The sequence below is a fragment of the Massilia sp. MP_M2 genome (assembly GCF_039123635.1).
Lineage (GTDB): Bacteria > Pseudomonadota > Gammaproteobacteria > Burkholderiales > Burkholderiaceae_D > Telluria.
This window is the reverse complement of the sequence record NZ_JBCHJF010000002.1, coordinates 578,105-592,175: the sequence shown is the minus strand read 5'-3', so window position 1 is coordinate 592,175 and position 14,071 is coordinate 578,105. Positions and strand designations below refer to the sequence as shown.

Sequence of the window (14,071 nt, the reverse complement as noted above, 5' to 3'; positions counted from 1 at the left end):
ATCCGCGCTGCTCAACATGACGGGGCGAAACGCATGCCCGTGATGCAGAAAATGCCTGAGCAGATGCCAAAGAAAAAGCGGCGCCACGCAGATAACATACGTTGCGCCGCTTTCATGGTTCTAAAAGCCAGGACGTCGATTACTCGTCGTTTTTGGTCTTCAGAACTTTGCGACCACGGTAGAAACCGTTCGGGCTGATGTGGTGACGCAGGTGCGTTTCGCCGGTGGTTGGCTCGACTGCCAGGTTTGGTGCAACCAGGAAGTCGTGCGAACGGTGCATACCGCGCTTCGATGGGGATTTTTTATTCTGCTGAACAGCCATGATAACTCCTAATACTAAGTTCTAAAATTTTAACACATTCGACGTGCAACGATTTGCGCATCGAGTATCCCAGCAGCAATCTTCAAGGAACTCCCCCGGGATTGCCGACACGTTTCCGTCTACTTCTACTACCAATGCCATACTCGAGCGCTGCACGCGTCTGACACATTCTTTGCAAATTTTGGGCGACATTCTTTCTACGCTGCCGCCACCGTACTGCGAAACCGATCCTGCTATGTTTGGTACTAATTCATTCTGTCTTGATATTCTTGAGGCCGGCAAATGGCGACGGCTTCTGGTTCTTCAGGCTGTCGAGCAGCTTCGTTTCTGGGCAGACATCGTGCTTTGGCGACTGCGGCAAGGCCAGCAGGGCTTCGTCTTCGAGCAACTGGCGAATATCGCAGGTGCGGCTGCCGACGATGACGTCGATGCTATCGTCGTCGAGAACGATCTCGATGGCATCGGCCTCTTCGTCATCCTTGCCCAGCACCAGCATGGTCGACGAATCGATCTCGTAATCCATGGGCTGCAAGCAACGCTGGCATTCCAGCTTCACGTGACCGGCGACCTCGAGGGTCAGCGACGGGTAACCGTGACGTGTTTGGCCACCTTGCATCGTCCAACGGATGTCACCGCCTTTTTCGGAACTCTCTTCGGCCAACCGGGCCATCTCGACCAGGGGCGTGCTGCCTTCACGAAAACCATCGCTCTTGCAAAACTCGAAGGCATCAATGATGAAAGCGCTCATTTAGAAAGTCGTCCCGGAAAACCTGCGATAATAGCAGGCTTTTCACCGCAGCGCCATGAAACTGTGGCTTCGCTGTCGATTTATCCCGAGGGCCGCATGTTACCAAGTTCCACCCCGCCCCGCCTGATCCTCGCCTCGAGCTCGGCGTACCGGCGCGAATTGCTGGGCCGGCTCGGCCTGCCGTTCGAGGCGATCGCACCCGATCTCGATGAGACCCCGCTGCCAGGCGAAACGCCGCCAGCGACCGCGCTGCGACTGGCGCGTGCCAAGGCCAAGGCCGTGGCGCGCCTGCATCCGGGCGCGCTTGTGATCGGCTCCGACCAGGTCGCCACCCTCGACGATCTGCAGATCGGCAAGCCGGGCGACCATGCGCGCGCGCTGGCGCAGCTGCAACTGATGCGCGGCCGTGAAGTCGTGTTTCATACGGCCCTTTGCCTGTGGGACGGGCGCGTCGTCGCACCTGCTGCTGCCGTCCAGGTGGAGAATGTGCAGGTGCGCGTGCGCTTTCGCGACCTGCCGGATGCCGAGCTCGATGCCTACCTGCGCATCGAGCAGCCATACGACTGCGCCGGCAGCGCCAAGAACGAAGGCCTGGGGATTGCCTTGATCGACCACATTCACTCGCTTGACCCGACCGCCCTCACCGGCTTGCCGCTCATTGCCCTGACCGGCATGCTGCGGCGCGCCGGCGTGCGCTTCTTCGGCACCTGATTACTCACCTGAAACGACCATGCCCGGCACCCTGTACCTGATTCCCAATACCCTCGGCCCACTCGACGCCGCGTCCGGCTGCCTGAACGGCCTGCTGCCCACGCAGGTGCAAGCACTGACCAGCTCGCTCGACTACTTCGTCGCCGAAAACGCCAAAACTGCACGTGCATTTTTGAAACTGATCGCCATCGACCATCCATTGGCCAAGCCGCTGCAGGAAATCGAGATCGCCGAACTGAACGTGAACACGCCGGCCGCGGCGCTGACGCAGTTGCTGGCGCCACTGCTGGCAGGGCGCGATGCGGGCCTGGTGTCGGAAGCGGGCGTGCCGGCCGTGGCCGATCCCGGCGCCGACCTCGTGCGCCTGGCGCATCAGCACGGGATTGCCGTGCGGCCGCTGGTGGGCCCGTCGTCGCTGCTGCTGGCCGTCATGGCCAGCGGCTTGAATGGCCAGAGCTTTGCTTTCAACGGCTACCTGCCGACCGACGCGGCGCTGCGCACGAAACGCATCCGCGAGCTGGAAACCCGCTCACGCGGCGAACGCCAGACGCAACTTTTCATCGAGACGCCGTACCGCAATGGCGCGATGCTCGAGGCACTGGTAGCGGGTTGCCAGCCGGGTACGCTGGTATGCGTGGCGACCGACCTGTCGCTGCCGAGCGAATCGGTGCGCACCATGACGGCCGCGAAGTGGAAAGCGGCGCTGGGGGCGAACAAGGGGCCGGACTTCCACAAGAAGCCGACCGTGTTCCTGCTGCTGGGGCAATAAGGGAGCGGTCGAACCTTGGAAGCACTGATTAATTCATGGCTGCGGACTGGGCGCGGAAAATAGCCACCCTGCGGCGTTGCAAATTCTCGCAATCGCCCGCTATTGCTGCGATTTGCGCCTTGCATGGTGGCTTTTTCCGCAGCCAATTCCATCCCCCAGAATAAATCAGTACTTCCCTAGTGCACGTCGTGGGTCAGTTCACGGACCCAGTCGAACGCCGCCAGTTCAATCTCGCGCACCTCGGCCACCGTCAGGCCGATCTTTTTGAGTTCGGCACTGAGCTTGCGGCCACCTTGCGCGGCTTCGAGCAATTCGGCGATGCGCAGCATCGTGCCGAAGTCACCATCACGGTCGATCAGCGCGTCGCGCACGTCATGCGCGATCTCGACGTGCACGAGGATCTCGGCCATCCGCACCGAAAACAGCGCTTCGGCCAGCGACATGATGCCCACGGTGAAGGCGCGGTCGGCGCTGGCCGTGTCGCCGGGGCGCACGCGCAATGTCATCAGTTCGAGCAGCTTGCCACGCGTGGTGGCCAGTTGCAGCAACGGTGAATCGAGCGAGACTTGTGCACCCGCGGCCGTGTAGAGCAGGATCTGCAGCCAGCGGCCCAGCTGGCGCCGGCCCAGCACCGCCAGCGCCTGCGCCAGCGATTCGATGCGCGGACCCGGCACCGCGCGGCTATTGACCAGCCGCAGCAGGTTCAGGCTGACCAGGGCGTCGCGCTTGACGGCCGTCTCGATGGCCTGGTTGTCGGCATTGGAATTGATCAGCTCCAGCAAACGCAGCAGCACGACTTCGGTCGGGGCGATCTTGCGGCCGCTGAGAATCACGGGCCGCGCAAAATAATATCCCTGGAAGTATTCGAAACCGAGTTCCATGCACAGGTTGAACTCGTCGATTGTCTCGACTTTTTCAGCCAGCAGGCGCTTGCCGGTCTTTTTCAGTGACGCGACCAGATCCCCCAGCGCATCCGGGGCCACGCCCTTGATGTCGACCTTGATGATGTCGATCAGCGAAATGAGCTGATCGAGTTCGCGCGAATGCTCGATGACATCGTCGACGGCAAACTTGAAGCCGAGGTTTTTCAGTTCGGCCACCCGCGCCAGCAACTCCGGCGTTGGCTTGACGGTTTCCAGGATTTCCAGGATGACTTTGTGCGGCTGCAGGAAGCGCACGAAGTCGCTCATCAGTACGACGGCGTCGACGTTGACGAATGCGAGCTGCTCGCCCACGACCTGCTCCATACCGAGCTGGGATGCATGCGAAATGACGGCGGCTGTGGCTGCGGCGCCATCGGTCAGCTTGGCGTCTTCGTCCTCGCCGGCGGCGCGAAACAGCAGCTCGAACGCCAGCAACTGCTGGTCGCGCCCGAGAATGGGTTGCCGTGCGAGGAAAAAATCGTCAGACGGCACCAAGACCGCTGCCGTTGCATCAGCATGCATTGAAATATTACTCCTGGAAACTGTCGCGGCGAACGGCTGCGCGCCGGCGGCACGCACAAGCGCACCACCTATAGCGACTATACTACAAAAATGCCAATCTTAGCATTTCGACATCGAAACAAACGCTAGCTGCGACCGCCACCCTGGCGGGTGCGCCCGGTGCGTGGTGCGCCCGGCGTTGCCGGGCGATCGCCTCCGGTACGCGGTGCACGCGGTGGACGCGGGGTGGCCTGCGCGCCATCGCGGGCAGCAGCATCCGGCGCGGCGCGCGATGGCGCGCGGGGTGCGGCGTTGCGTGGCGCAGCATTCTTTGGCGCACTCGTGCGCGGTGCAGCGCCCGGCCGGACCGCGTCCTGCGTTGGCCGGCCCGTACCCGTACGCGATGGCTTGACCGGCACTGCCGGCTCGTCACCTTCGCGCGGCATGACTTGGCCCGGCAGGCGCAGACTGCCCTTGCCCGACAGCGGGCTGGCGCGGCGCGCATTGCCAATCGGCTGGCGCGGCAGGCCGGCAGCGCCATCGGTGCGGCTGGCGCTACGGCCCAGCGCCGTACCGGTGACCTGGGTACCCTTCTCGATCGTGAAGCGCGCGCCGGCATCCTTGCCCAGCACCCGCACCAGATACGGCAGCACTTCGCGCAGGATCGGCTCGAGCGTGTATGGCGGGTTCAGGATGAACATGCCGGAGCTGTGCAAACCGGTGCCGTCCGGCGTCGGGGTCTGGATCGTCAGTGTGACGTTCAGCCATTCCTTGGCCGGCACGCGCTTCAGGCGATCGGCAAACTGGCGCGATTCCATGCGCTGCAGCACCGGATACCAGACTGCGTAGATGCCGCTCGGGAAGCGCACCAATGCATCGTCGAGCGCTTCCTTGACGCGCTTGTAGTCATCCTTGACCTCGTACGGCGGGTCGATCAGCACCAGCGCGCGGCGCGACGGTGGCGGCAGCAAGGCCTTCATGCTGTCGAAGCCGTCGCCCCGGTCGATCATCACGCGGCGGCCGCGCGAGCGCTCGCCCTGCTCGGCCTTGTGGGCGTCGAGCTTGCGGAAGTTATCGGCCAGGATCTTGCAATCGGCAGGATGCAGCTCGAACAGGCGCAGGCGATCCTGCTCGCGCGCCATCTGCTCGGCGACATACGGCGAGCCCGGGTAGTAGCGCATCTTGCCGCTCGGGTTCATGCCCTTGATCAGGTCGAGGTATTCCTTCAGCGGCGCCGGAACGTCAGTGAGCGTCCACAGCGGGCCGATGCCGGTATCGAATTCGGCGGTCTTGGTCGACTGAAAACTGTCGAGTGCGTACACGCCGGCGCCCGAGTGGGTATCGATATAGGTATACGCCGCATCCTTCTGGTTCATGTAATGGTGCAGTTGCACCTGGATGAAGTGCTTGAGGACATCGGCGTGGTTACCCGCGTGGAAGGCGTGGCGGTAGCTCAACATAAGCTGGAATTCCTAAAAGTGACGTTGCCGCGCGAAACTGGCGGCGATATTAGGCACCATTATCCACTACAACCGGGCCCGGCTGGGAATCGGCGCTATTTGCTCTCGACATAAAAAAGGCCGCAACCCTCGTGAGGTTGCGGCCAGCACGACATCAATGTGCGTGTCAGGCGACTTTCTTTTCTTCAAAGAACTGTTCGTCCTCGGTGGAGCCGTGCAGCGCCGTGGTCGAACTCTGGCCCTGCTGGATCGCCTGGGTCACGGCGTCGAAGTAGCCGGTGCCCACTTCGCGCTGGTGCTTGACGGCCGTGAACCCTTTCTCGGCGGCGGCGAACTCGGCCTCTTGCAACTCGACGAAGGCCGACATGCCGGTGCGGGCATAGCCATGGGCCAGGTTGAACATGCCGTAATTGAGCGAGTGGAAGCCGGCCAGCGTGATGAACTGGAACTTGTAGCCCATCGCGCCCAGCTCGCGCTGGAACTTGGCGATGGTGGCATCGTCCAGGTTCTTTTTCCAGTTGAACGAAGGCGAGCAGTTATAGGCCAGCATCTTGCCCGGGAATTTGGCGTGGATCGCATCGGCAAAGCGGCGCGCGAACTCGAGGTCGGGCTTGCCGGTTTCGCACCAGACCAGATCGGCAAACGGCGCATAGGCCAGGCCACGCGAAATGGCTTGCTCGACGCCCGGCTGGACGCGGTAGAAACCTTCGACCGTGCGCTCGCCGGTACAGAATTGTTTGTCATTGGCGTCGACGTCGGACGTGAGCAGGTCGGCCGCTTCGGCATCGGTGCGCGCAATCACGAGCGTCGTGGTGCCCATCACGTCGGCCGCCAGGCGGGCCGCGTTGAGTTTCTCGATGGCTTCGCGGGTTGGCACCAGCACTTTGCCGCCCATGTGGCCGCATTTCTTGACCGACGCCAGTTGATCCTCGAAGTGCACGCCTGCTGCGCCGGCTTCGATCATCGACTTCATCAGCTCGTAGGCATTGAGCACGCCGCCGAAACCGGCTTCGGCATCGGCCACGATCGGTGCGAAGTAATCGATGTCGTCCTTGCCTTCCGACCACTGGATCTGGTCGGCGCGCTGGAACGTATTGTTAATGCGGCGCACGACCAGCGGCACCGAATTGGCCGGATACAGCGACTGGTCAGGATACATTTCGCCGGCGGCGTTGGCGTCGCCTGCCACTTGCCAGCCCGACAGATAAATCGCCTTCAGGCCGGCTTTCACCTGCTGCATGGCCTGGTTGCCGGTCAGCGCGCCCAGAGCGTTCACATACGGCTCATCGTTGACCAGGTTCCACAGCTTCTCGGCGCCGCGCGCGGCCAGCGTGTGCTCGATGCGCACCGAACCGCGCAGACGCACCACATCGGCGGCGGTGTAATTGCGCACGACACCTTTCCAGCGTGGATTGGTGTCCCAGTCTTGCTGCAGTTCGGCGATTTGCTGTTCACGGGTAGTCATGGTGTGTTCTCCTGAAGGTGGTAAGACGTTTGATGAAGAATGCGAATCCGTTGAGATCATCATAAGGCCGTTTGTGCGCGGCACCATCAGTCTTCTATAAGACATACGACTGAAATTTTTATGATTAATATCAATCACTTGGACTCAAGATATCATGATGCGAAATGAAATTTCTCACGGTGGTAACTAGAGACCCTGCTGGAATGCTGCACATTCCACATCGCACGACGATCATTTCGCATCCTGAAATGTCGCGTCTTATTTCCCGTCAAGAAACGACAAAGGGCGCGGCAATTGCCGCGCCCTTTTCATCACCACCAAAGCGGCTTACTTCGCCAGTTCGACCGTCTGCTCGCCGAAGGTCAGCTCGCTACCCCGCACACGGACCGGAATCACGTCCTTTGGTCCGAAGCGGCCCGACAGGATCGCTTTCGACAGCGGATTTTCGATCTGCTGCTGGATCGCACGCTTGAGCGGCCTTGCGCCATACACCGGGTCGTACCCTGCTTCGGCAATCTTCTGCAACGCCTCTTCGTCGATGTCGAGCGTCATGTCCATCTTGGCCAGGCGCGCTTCCAGGATCTGCAACTGGATACGGGCGATGGCGCCGATGTTCTTTTCATCGAGCGCATGGAACACGACAATCTCGTCGATGCGGTTGATGAACTCGGGGCGGAAGTGCCCGCGTACCTCGGCCATCACCGCCATCTTCACCACGGCCGGCTCATCGCTCTCCATCGTCTGGATCCGGTGCGAACCGAGGTTCGACGTCATCACGATCACCGTGTTCTTGAAGTCGACGGTACGGCCCTGGCCATCGGTCATGCGACCATCGTCCAGCACCTGGAGCAGCACGTTGAACACGTCCGGGTGCGCCTTTTCGATCTCGTCGAGCAGGATAACGCTGTAGGGTTTGCGTCGCACGGCTTCGGTCAGGTAACCGCCCTCTTCATAGCCCACATAGCCCGGTGGCGCGCCGATCAGACGGGCCACCGAATGCTTCTCCATGAATTCACTCATGTCGATGCGGATCATCGCGTCCTGGGTATCGAACAGGAAGCCGGCCAGCGCCTTGCACAGCTCGGTCTTACCGACACCGGTGGGACCCAGGAACATGAACGAGCCATACGGGCGATCCGGGTCGGACAGGCCCGCGCGCGAGCGACGGATCGCATCCGACACCGCTTCGATCGCTTCATCCTGGCCCACGACACGCTTGTGCAGCTCGTCCTCGATGTGCAGCAGCTTGTCGCGCTCGCCCTGCAGCATGCGCGCGACCGGGATGCCCGTCGATCGCGACACCACTTCGGCGATTTCCTCGGCCCCGACCTGCGTACGCAGCAGCTTGGGCTTCTGGCCGTCGAGCTCGGCGCGCGCGGTGCTCGCTTCTGCGTCACGCAGCTGGGCTTCGAGTTCCGGCAGGCGGCCATATTGCAGCTCGGACGCCTGCTGCCAGTTGCTCTGGCGGCGCGCTTCTTCCATCTGGTAGCGGAGGCGCTCGATCTCTTCCTTGATGTGCGTGGTGCCCTGCACCGCGGCCTTCTCGGCTTTCAGGATTTCTTCGAAGTCGTTGTACTCGCGCTCCAGGCGCGTGATTTCGTCGCCCAGCAGCTCGAGGCGGCGCTGCGACGCTTCGTCGGTTTCGCGGCGCACAGCTTCGCGCTCGATCTTCAGCTGGATCATGCGCCGCTCGAGGCGGTCCATGACTTCGGGCTTCGAATCGATCTCGATCTTGATCTTGGCCGCCGCTTCATCGATCAGGTCGATGGCCTTGTCGGGCAGGAAGCGGTCGGTGATGTAGCGGTGCGACAGCTCGGCCGCCGCGATGATCGCCGCGTCGGTGATGTCGACCTGGTGGTGCAGCTCGTATTTCTCTTGCAGCCCGCGCAGGATGGCAATCGTCGCCTCGACACTGGGCTCGTCGACAATGATCTTCTGGAAGCGGCGCTCGAGCGCGGCGTCCTTTTCGACATACTTGCGGTACTCGTCGAGGGTGGTCGCGCCGACGCAGTGCAGCTCGCCGCGCGCCAGCGCTGGCTTGAGCATATTGCCGGCATCCATCGCGCCTTCGGCCTTGCCAGCCCCGACCATCGTGTGCAGCTCATCAATGAAGACGATCGTCTGGCCTTCGTCCTGGGCCAGCTCTTTCAGCACGCTTTTCAGGCGCTCTTCGAATTCGCCGCGAAACTTCGCACCGGCCAGCAGCGACGCCATGTCGAGCGACAGCACGCGTTTGCCCTTGAGCGAATCGGGCACTTCGCCATTGACGATACGCTGGGCCAGGCCTTCGACGATGGCGGTCTTGCCCACGCCCGGCTCACCGATCAGCACCGGGTTGTTCTTGCTGCGACGCTGCAGCACCTGGATCGCGCGCCGGATTTCATCGTCGCGGCCGATGACCGGATCGAGCTTGCCGGCACGGGCGCGCTCGGTCAGGTCGAGCGTGTATTTCTTGAGCGATTCGCGCTGGCCTTCGGCTTCGGGCGAATTGACGCCCTCCCCACCGCGCACCGCCTGGATCGCCGACTCGAGCGACTTCTTCGCCAGCCCGTTTTCACGTGCCAGGCGGCCGGCGTCGGACTTGTCTTCCAGTAGCGCCAGCAGGATCATTTCGGACGAGACGAAGCCGTCGCCGCGCTTTTGGGCTTCGCGATCGGCCAGGTTCAGCAGGCCCATCAGGTCGCGCCCGACCTGCACGTTGCCGCCGGTACCGGTGACCTTTGGCTGGCGCTCGAGCGAGGCCTTCAGGGCATTGGACAGCGCACCGACGTTCACGCCGGCGCGCTGCAGCAGCGAGCGCGCACTGCCGTCGTCCTGGTTCAACAGCGCCACCAGCAGGTGGACCGTTTCAATGTATTGATTATCGTTGCCGACCGCCAGGCTCTGGGCATCCGCCAGCGCTTCCTGGAGCTTGGTCGTCAGTTTATCTTGTCGCATGGTGTGACTCCTGAGTTGGTGCTTGGTTGCGATACAAGATTGGGATGACGGGATGCTTTTCAAGCGCGCTGTCGCGCCCGGCGTAAGAAAAATACCTACAAGAAAGGACGCAGTTAGCTGTCAGATAACTTTGACTCCGGCATCGGACCGGCTGCCTGCAGGTCGCGCACGTTCTTTTGAACGGCAATCACGGCAAACAGCGACAGTGCAAACGACATCGCATAAAAGCCTTTCTCGCTCAGCGCCAGCGTGGCGTTGACGAGGCCGATGCCCAGCAGCCCGATCGATGCTGCCAGTGAAAACCAGCACAGCGATGAATACAGGCCCGTGACCGGCAAGCCTTCGGCGCGGTCGCGCACCGTCTTTTGCAGTGAAATGGCGGCGAACAGGCCGTACAGCAGCAGCACCAGGTAGTAGCCTTTTTCATTGAGCAGCATCTGGGCGTTCCAGAGACCGATCAGATAGGCGGCCATGCCGATGATGAGCGCGCCCCACGAGGCGCCGACGAAGGCCGCGGTCGGCCGATAGTTGGTATTCATGAACGAGCTCCTGTGCATTTACTGGACGGAAACTTTAGCATGCTTCAACCGGGCCATTTGTGCGTTGTCAGGGAAAACCGCCGAGCGCTGCCGACTTTACCCGCGCAGGGTACGCAGCAGCGCAAAACCGGCCATGCAGCACAGCAGCGCGCCGATCAGGTGCAAGGCCGTGTGCGCGAGCGCCCAGCCGATCTCGCCACGCTGGAGCAGCGTCATCGATTCGCCACTAAAACTGGAGAAGGTCGTCAAGCCACCCAGGAAACCGGTGACGATGAACAGGCGCCAGTGCGGCGCCAGCCCCGGCTGGTCGGCAAAGAACGCGAGCGCGCAGCCGATCATCAAACCACCGAGCAGGTTGGCCGCCAGTGTGCCGATCTGGACAAAGCCGTGCAGGCTGCCCAGCCACAGGCCGAGCCCCCAGCGTAGCCAGGCGCCAATCGCCGCGCCGAGCCCGACTGCCAGGAAATTCAGCGGACTTGCCATCGCGCACGCGCCGAGTCGTCCGTCACGCGCGCATCGACCCAGCGCGCGCCCTCCGGCGTGTCTTCTTTCTTCCAGAACGGCGCGTCGGTCTTGAGGTAATCCATGATGAATTCGCAGGCCGCGAACGCATCGCCCCGATGCGCAGCGGTGACGGCCACGAGCACGATCTGGTCGAGCGGCAGCAGCGGCCCCACACGGTGGATGACCAAGGTGGCGAACAGCGGCCAGCGCGCGGCGGCCTGGGCGGCGATATCGTCGAGCGCTTTCTCGGTCATGCCGGGATAGTGCTCGAGCTCCATCGCGGCGACCTGCGCGCCGTCGTTCAGATCGCGCACGGTGCCAACGAATGTGACGACAGCGCCCACGCGGGCATCGCCCTCGCGCAGGCGCGCCACTTCGATGCCGAGGTCGAAGTCGCCGGTTTGTACACGCACGTGGTTCATGAGGCCGCCTTCGGCTGCCGCAGCATCAGGCATTCGATCCGCGTTTCGGTGCGCACGTCGGCCAGTGCCGGCAGCGCCAGCAGCGCGTGCAGTTCGGTTGTATTGCCGCCCGGCCTCTGGCCCGACTTGAGGGAGCTTTGCAGCACCTCGACCTGCAAGCGCAGGCGATCGCGCGCAAATTCGGCGCCGCTGTCGATGCCGGCGGCGATCTCGAGGCGCAGCAGGTCGTTCAACAGGCGTGGCCGGTTTTCCTCGAGCTGGCGCGCATACGCGGCGCGATCGCCTTCGAGCGCAGCCAGCGCCGCGTCGAACCGCTTCTGCAGGATCGGCTCGTAACCGCCGTCGACCGGGGCCAGCGCAGCCCAGCGGGCGCGCCAGTCGTCGCCCTGCGTATGGGTGCCGGCATTGCTGCCGGGATCGGCCAGCGCTGTTTCGAGCGCCTGGATCAGGCGCAGCTTGTCGCGCACGACGCCGGCCAGGACCGTGTCGGCGGCGCGGCGCACCTGCGCCACCTGCGCCTGCACCTGGGCCACGGCGGCCTGGTAACGCCCCTCGATGCGCGCCTCGTGGGCGCGTGGCACCGGACCAATTGTCTGCCATTCGGCGGCCGCTTCGCGCAGCAACCTGGCCACGTTCGACGGCGTGGCGTCAAGCGCCGCCGCTTCGAGGCGGGCGCACAGCGCTTCCTTGGCCGCTTCGTGGGTGCGCCGTTCGCTGTCGGCGGCGTGCGCATGGTCCTTGCGGGCCGCAAACAGCGCGTCGCAGGCGGCGCGGAAACGCTGCCACAACGCCTGCTCGGCCTTGCGTTCGAGCGGCAGTGCGCGCGCATGCTCTTGCCAGCGGCTCTGCAACTCGCGCAGCAGATCGATTGCGTGCCGCTCGTTCGGGTCGAGCTTGTGGACTTCTTCGATCAGTTGTTCGCGCACGGCCACTTCGACCTTGCGCTGGTTTTCCAGCGGGCGCTGCAGCGTGGTCAGCGCCTCGGCGAACAGGCCGTCGAGACGTTTCTTTTCCTTGCGATCGACCGCGCCCAGATGGCTCCAGGCCGTGCGCAGGCGCTGGACGGTGGCCGACACGTGCTTCCAGTCGGCGTTGTCCTGCTGCAGGCGGGCGATTTCGGCCTGGGCTTCGTCGACCAGCGCCTGGCCGCGCGCGGCATTCGCGTGGCGCTCGTCGGCCAGCTGGCGAAAATGCGCGGCGGCTGGCGCGTAGGCAGCGCTGCAGGCGGCGTCAAAGCGCTCCCACAGGCTGCGCGGCGCCGTGCCGGACAAGGTGTCGAGCGCCTTCCAGCGCTCGCGCATGCTGCCGACCTTCTTGGCCAGTTCGCCCATCGCCAGGCTCTGCGTGGCCAGCGTCTCGACCGTCTTGATCAATTCTTCGCGCGACACGTTGCCACCCCAGCGCGCCCAGTCCGACAAGCGCTTCAGGTCGGCGCGCAGATGGTTCAGGTGCTCGAGCTGGGCGCCCGTCAGGCGCACGCCCTTGTCCTTGGCTTCCTTCAGTGACTTGTCGATTTCGGCGGCGGAGCCGAGCGAGCCCTGCTGCAGGGCGGCTTCGAGCGCGTACATCTGGTCGAGGAAGGCCTGGTCGGCGCCCTTGTCCCTGACCGGCTCGCTGCCGCTGTCGGCCCCGGCTGCGGTCGGTGCCGCGGCCTGGACTGCTTTGGGCTTGCGGATCGCTTGCGGGAACGCTGCGAGCAAGGCGTCGAAACGCGCTTGCAGCGCCTCAGCGGCGTTGGCGGCATTCGCCGGCAACGCTGGCAGACGCTGCCATTCCCGGCGCAGTGCATCCGGCGTCAATTCTTGTTGCGGCTGCGCCTCCCATGTGGTGAGTGCCGCGTCACGGGCGGCCAGCGCTGCGGCATCCTTCTCGGCGGTGGCCAGGCTGGCCGTCAGGCGCGCCAGTTCATTGCTCACTTCGCCCACCAGTGCGCGCGGCAGCGATGCGTGGCCAGGGTCGGCCAGCGCCGCTGTTTGTTCCTGCTGCAGGCGGGCCAACGTCTCGCCTAACGCAGCAGCGTCCAGCGCCTGCCCATCGAGCTGGCGCAGCGCGGTCAGGCGGTCGATCATGGCGCGCTGCAACTGTACCTGCGCTTCGAGACGCGCACCGAGCTGGGCACGCACGGCCTCGAAGTCGGCAGCGAGTTCGGGCGCGCGGATGACCGACCATTTGCGGTCGAGTTCGCCAACGTGGTTGGGCGTGAGCAACACGTCGGCCAGCATGGCACGCGCCTGTGCCAGGGTGTCTTCACCACGGCGCAGTTCGGCTTCGTGATGGCGGATCGCGTCGAGCCGGCCATGGACGAGCTTGGCAACGCGGCGGTCGACATTGCGCATCGCGCCATACACGCGCTCGAGCTGCTCGCGGCCATGGAGCAGCTCGGCAGCAGCCAGGCGCAATTCGGAAAACGGCGATTGCAGGATGAACCCGGCGGCGGCGGCTTCGTCGCTGCCAAGCGACTTGAGCTGCCCGGCCTGGCGCTCGCGGGCGCTGGCCACGGCGGCGCGCGCCTCGGCAGCCTGGGTCGCAGCCTGGTTGGCGGCCTGCGCCGCAGCGGCGGCCGCGGCCGCCTTGGCCTTGTTGTTGGCTTTGCTATTGAGCTTGTTACCGACTGGCTGGGCTGCGGCCGATTTCGCCGGGGCCGGCTTGGCGGCGCCCTGCTGCTCGCCGGACGCGGCCGGCTTGCTGCCCTGCCGCTTGAAGAGAAAATCGAACATAGGAAATTCGCACCGCTAAAACTCCCATCATAGCAAAGAACATGGCGTCAGCC

Annotated in this window: 12 protein-coding genes; 2 read left to right on the top strand and 10 right to left on the bottom strand. The window is 63.7% G+C overall.

Going from position 1 to position 14,071, the window contains the following annotated elements; translation table 11 throughout:
* Window positions 1-139: 139 nt before the first annotated feature.
* Window positions 140-322 (bottom strand): 50S ribosomal protein L32, encoded by a 183-nt coding sequence (gene rpmF / locus RCH14_RS07515; RefSeq protein WP_028104096.1) that lies wholly within the window; start codon window positions 320-322, stop codon window positions 140-142.
* A 250-nt stretch (window positions 323-572) separates the two neighbouring features.
* Window positions 573-1,070, bottom strand: coding sequence for a YceD family protein (locus tag RCH14_RS07510; protein ID WP_343025508.1), 498 nt, complete (start codon window positions 1,068-1,070; stop codon window positions 573-575).
* Between the two features lie 96 nt (window positions 1,071-1,166).
* Between RCH14_RS07510 and RCH14_RS07505 the strand changes: the two genes are divergently transcribed.
* Window positions 1,167-1,781 (top strand): Maf-like protein, encoded by a 615-nt coding sequence (locus tag RCH14_RS07505; protein WP_343025507.1) that lies wholly within the window; start codon window positions 1,167-1,169, stop codon window positions 1,779-1,781.
* 19 nt (window positions 1,782-1,800) lie between these two features.
* Window positions 1,801-2,550, top strand: a complete 750-nt coding sequence (locus RCH14_RS07500) for an SAM-dependent methyltransferase (RefSeq protein WP_343025506.1) — start codon at window positions 1,801-1,803, stop codon at window positions 2,548-2,550.
* A gap of 176 nt (window positions 2,551-2,726) precedes the next feature.
* Here the strand turns inward: RCH14_RS07500 and RCH14_RS07495 are convergent, their stop codons facing one another.
* The 8 genes from RCH14_RS07495 to RCH14_RS07460 all read right to left on the bottom strand — a co-directional run bounded on the left by RCH14_RS07495 (window position 2,727) and on the right by RCH14_RS07460 (window position 14,018).
* The gene (locus RCH14_RS07495) at window positions 2,727-3,995 is read right to left on the bottom strand and encodes an EAL domain-containing protein (protein WP_343025505.1); all 1,269 of its coding nucleotides are present in this window, start codon (window positions 3,993-3,995) and stop codon (window positions 2,727-2,729) included.
* 125 nt (window positions 3,996-4,120) lie between these two features.
* A complete protein-coding gene (locus RCH14_RS07490; RefSeq protein WP_343025504.1) occupies window positions 4,121-5,434 on the bottom strand; it encodes a 23S rRNA (adenine(2030)-N(6))-methyltransferase RlmJ in 1,314 nt (437 codons plus the stop codon).
* Between the two features lie 166 nt (window positions 5,435-5,600).
* A complete protein-coding gene (gene aceA / locus RCH14_RS07485) occupies window positions 5,601-6,899 on the bottom strand; it encodes an isocitrate lyase (protein WP_343025503.1) in 1,299 nt (432 codons plus the stop codon).
* 327 nt (window positions 6,900-7,226) lie between these two features.
* Window positions 7,227-9,836 (bottom strand): ATP-dependent chaperone ClpB, encoded by a 2,610-nt coding sequence (clpB, locus tag RCH14_RS07480; RefSeq protein WP_343025502.1) that lies wholly within the window; start codon window positions 9,834-9,836, stop codon window positions 7,227-7,229.
* Between the two features lie 113 nt (window positions 9,837-9,949).
* The gene (yiaA, locus tag RCH14_RS07475) at window positions 9,950-10,375 is read right to left on the bottom strand and encodes an inner membrane protein YiaA (protein ID WP_343025501.1); all 426 of its coding nucleotides are present in this window, start codon (window positions 10,373-10,375) and stop codon (window positions 9,950-9,952) included.
* Window positions 10,376-10,471: 96 nt separating this feature from the next.
* Window positions 10,472-10,858: a fluoride efflux transporter CrcB gene (gene crcB, locus RCH14_RS07470; protein ID WP_343025500.1), complete on the bottom strand. Its 387-nt coding sequence runs from the start codon at window positions 10,856-10,858 to the stop codon at window positions 10,472-10,474.
* A complete protein-coding gene (gene moaE, locus RCH14_RS07465) occupies window positions 10,843-11,301 on the bottom strand; it encodes a molybdopterin synthase catalytic subunit MoaE (protein ID WP_343025499.1) in 459 nt (152 codons plus the stop codon). Before moaE ends, crcB begins: the two co-directional genes overlap by 16 nt.
* Window positions 11,298-14,018 carry a DUF349 domain-containing protein gene (locus tag RCH14_RS07460; protein WP_343025498.1) on the bottom strand — a complete coding sequence of 907 codons (2,721 nt, stop codon included), beginning with the start codon at window positions 14,016-14,018 and terminating at the stop codon, window positions 11,298-11,300. The genes moaE and RCH14_RS07460 overlap by 4 nt, the downstream gene beginning before the upstream one ends.
* Window positions 14,019-14,071 lie beyond the last annotated feature (53 nt).

Excerpts from the sequence above, each read along its gene's own strand:
- moaE (WP_343025499.1), bottom strand. The coding sequence starts at position 11,301 with ATGAACCACGTGCGTGTACAAACCGGCGACTTCGACCTCGGCATCGAA.
- crcB (WP_343025500.1), bottom strand. The coding sequence starts at position 10,858 with ATGGCAAGTCCGCTGAATTTCCTGGCAGTCGGGCTCGGCGCGGCGATT.
- RCH14_RS07495 (WP_343025505.1), bottom strand. The coding sequence starts at position 3,995 with ATGCATGCTGATGCAACGGCAGCGGTCTTGGTGCCGTCTGACGATTTT.
- RCH14_RS07500 (WP_343025506.1), top strand. The coding sequence starts at position 1,801 with ATGCCCGGCACCCTGTACCTGATTCCCAATACCCTCGGCCCACTCGAC.
- rpmF (WP_028104096.1), bottom strand. The coding sequence starts at position 322 with ATGGCTGTTCAGCAGAATAAAAAATCCCCATCGAAGCGCGGTATGCAC.
- RCH14_RS07505 (WP_343025507.1), top strand. The coding sequence starts at position 1,167 with ATGTTACCAAGTTCCACCCCGCCCCGCCTGATCCTCGCCTCGAGCTCG.
- RCH14_RS07460 (WP_343025498.1), bottom strand. The coding sequence starts at position 14,018 with ATGTTCGATTTTCTCTTCAAGCGGCAGGGCAGCAAGCCGGCCGCGTCC.
- RCH14_RS07510 (WP_343025508.1), bottom strand. The coding sequence starts at position 1,070 with ATGAGCGCTTTCATCATTGATGCCTTCGAGTTTTGCAAGAGCGATGGT.
- RCH14_RS07490 (WP_343025504.1), bottom strand. The coding sequence starts at position 5,434 with ATGTTGAGCTACCGCCACGCCTTCCACGCGGGTAACCACGCCGATGTC.
- yiaA (WP_343025501.1), bottom strand. The coding sequence starts at position 10,375 with ATGAATACCAACTATCGGCCGACCGCGGCCTTCGTCGGCGCCTCGTGG.
- clpB (WP_343025502.1), bottom strand. The coding sequence starts at position 9,836 with ATGCGACAAGATAAACTGACGACCAAGCTCCAGGAAGCGCTGGCGGAT.
- aceA (WP_343025503.1), bottom strand. The coding sequence starts at position 6,899 with ATGACTACCCGTGAACAGCAAATCGCCGAACTGCAGCAAGACTGGGAC.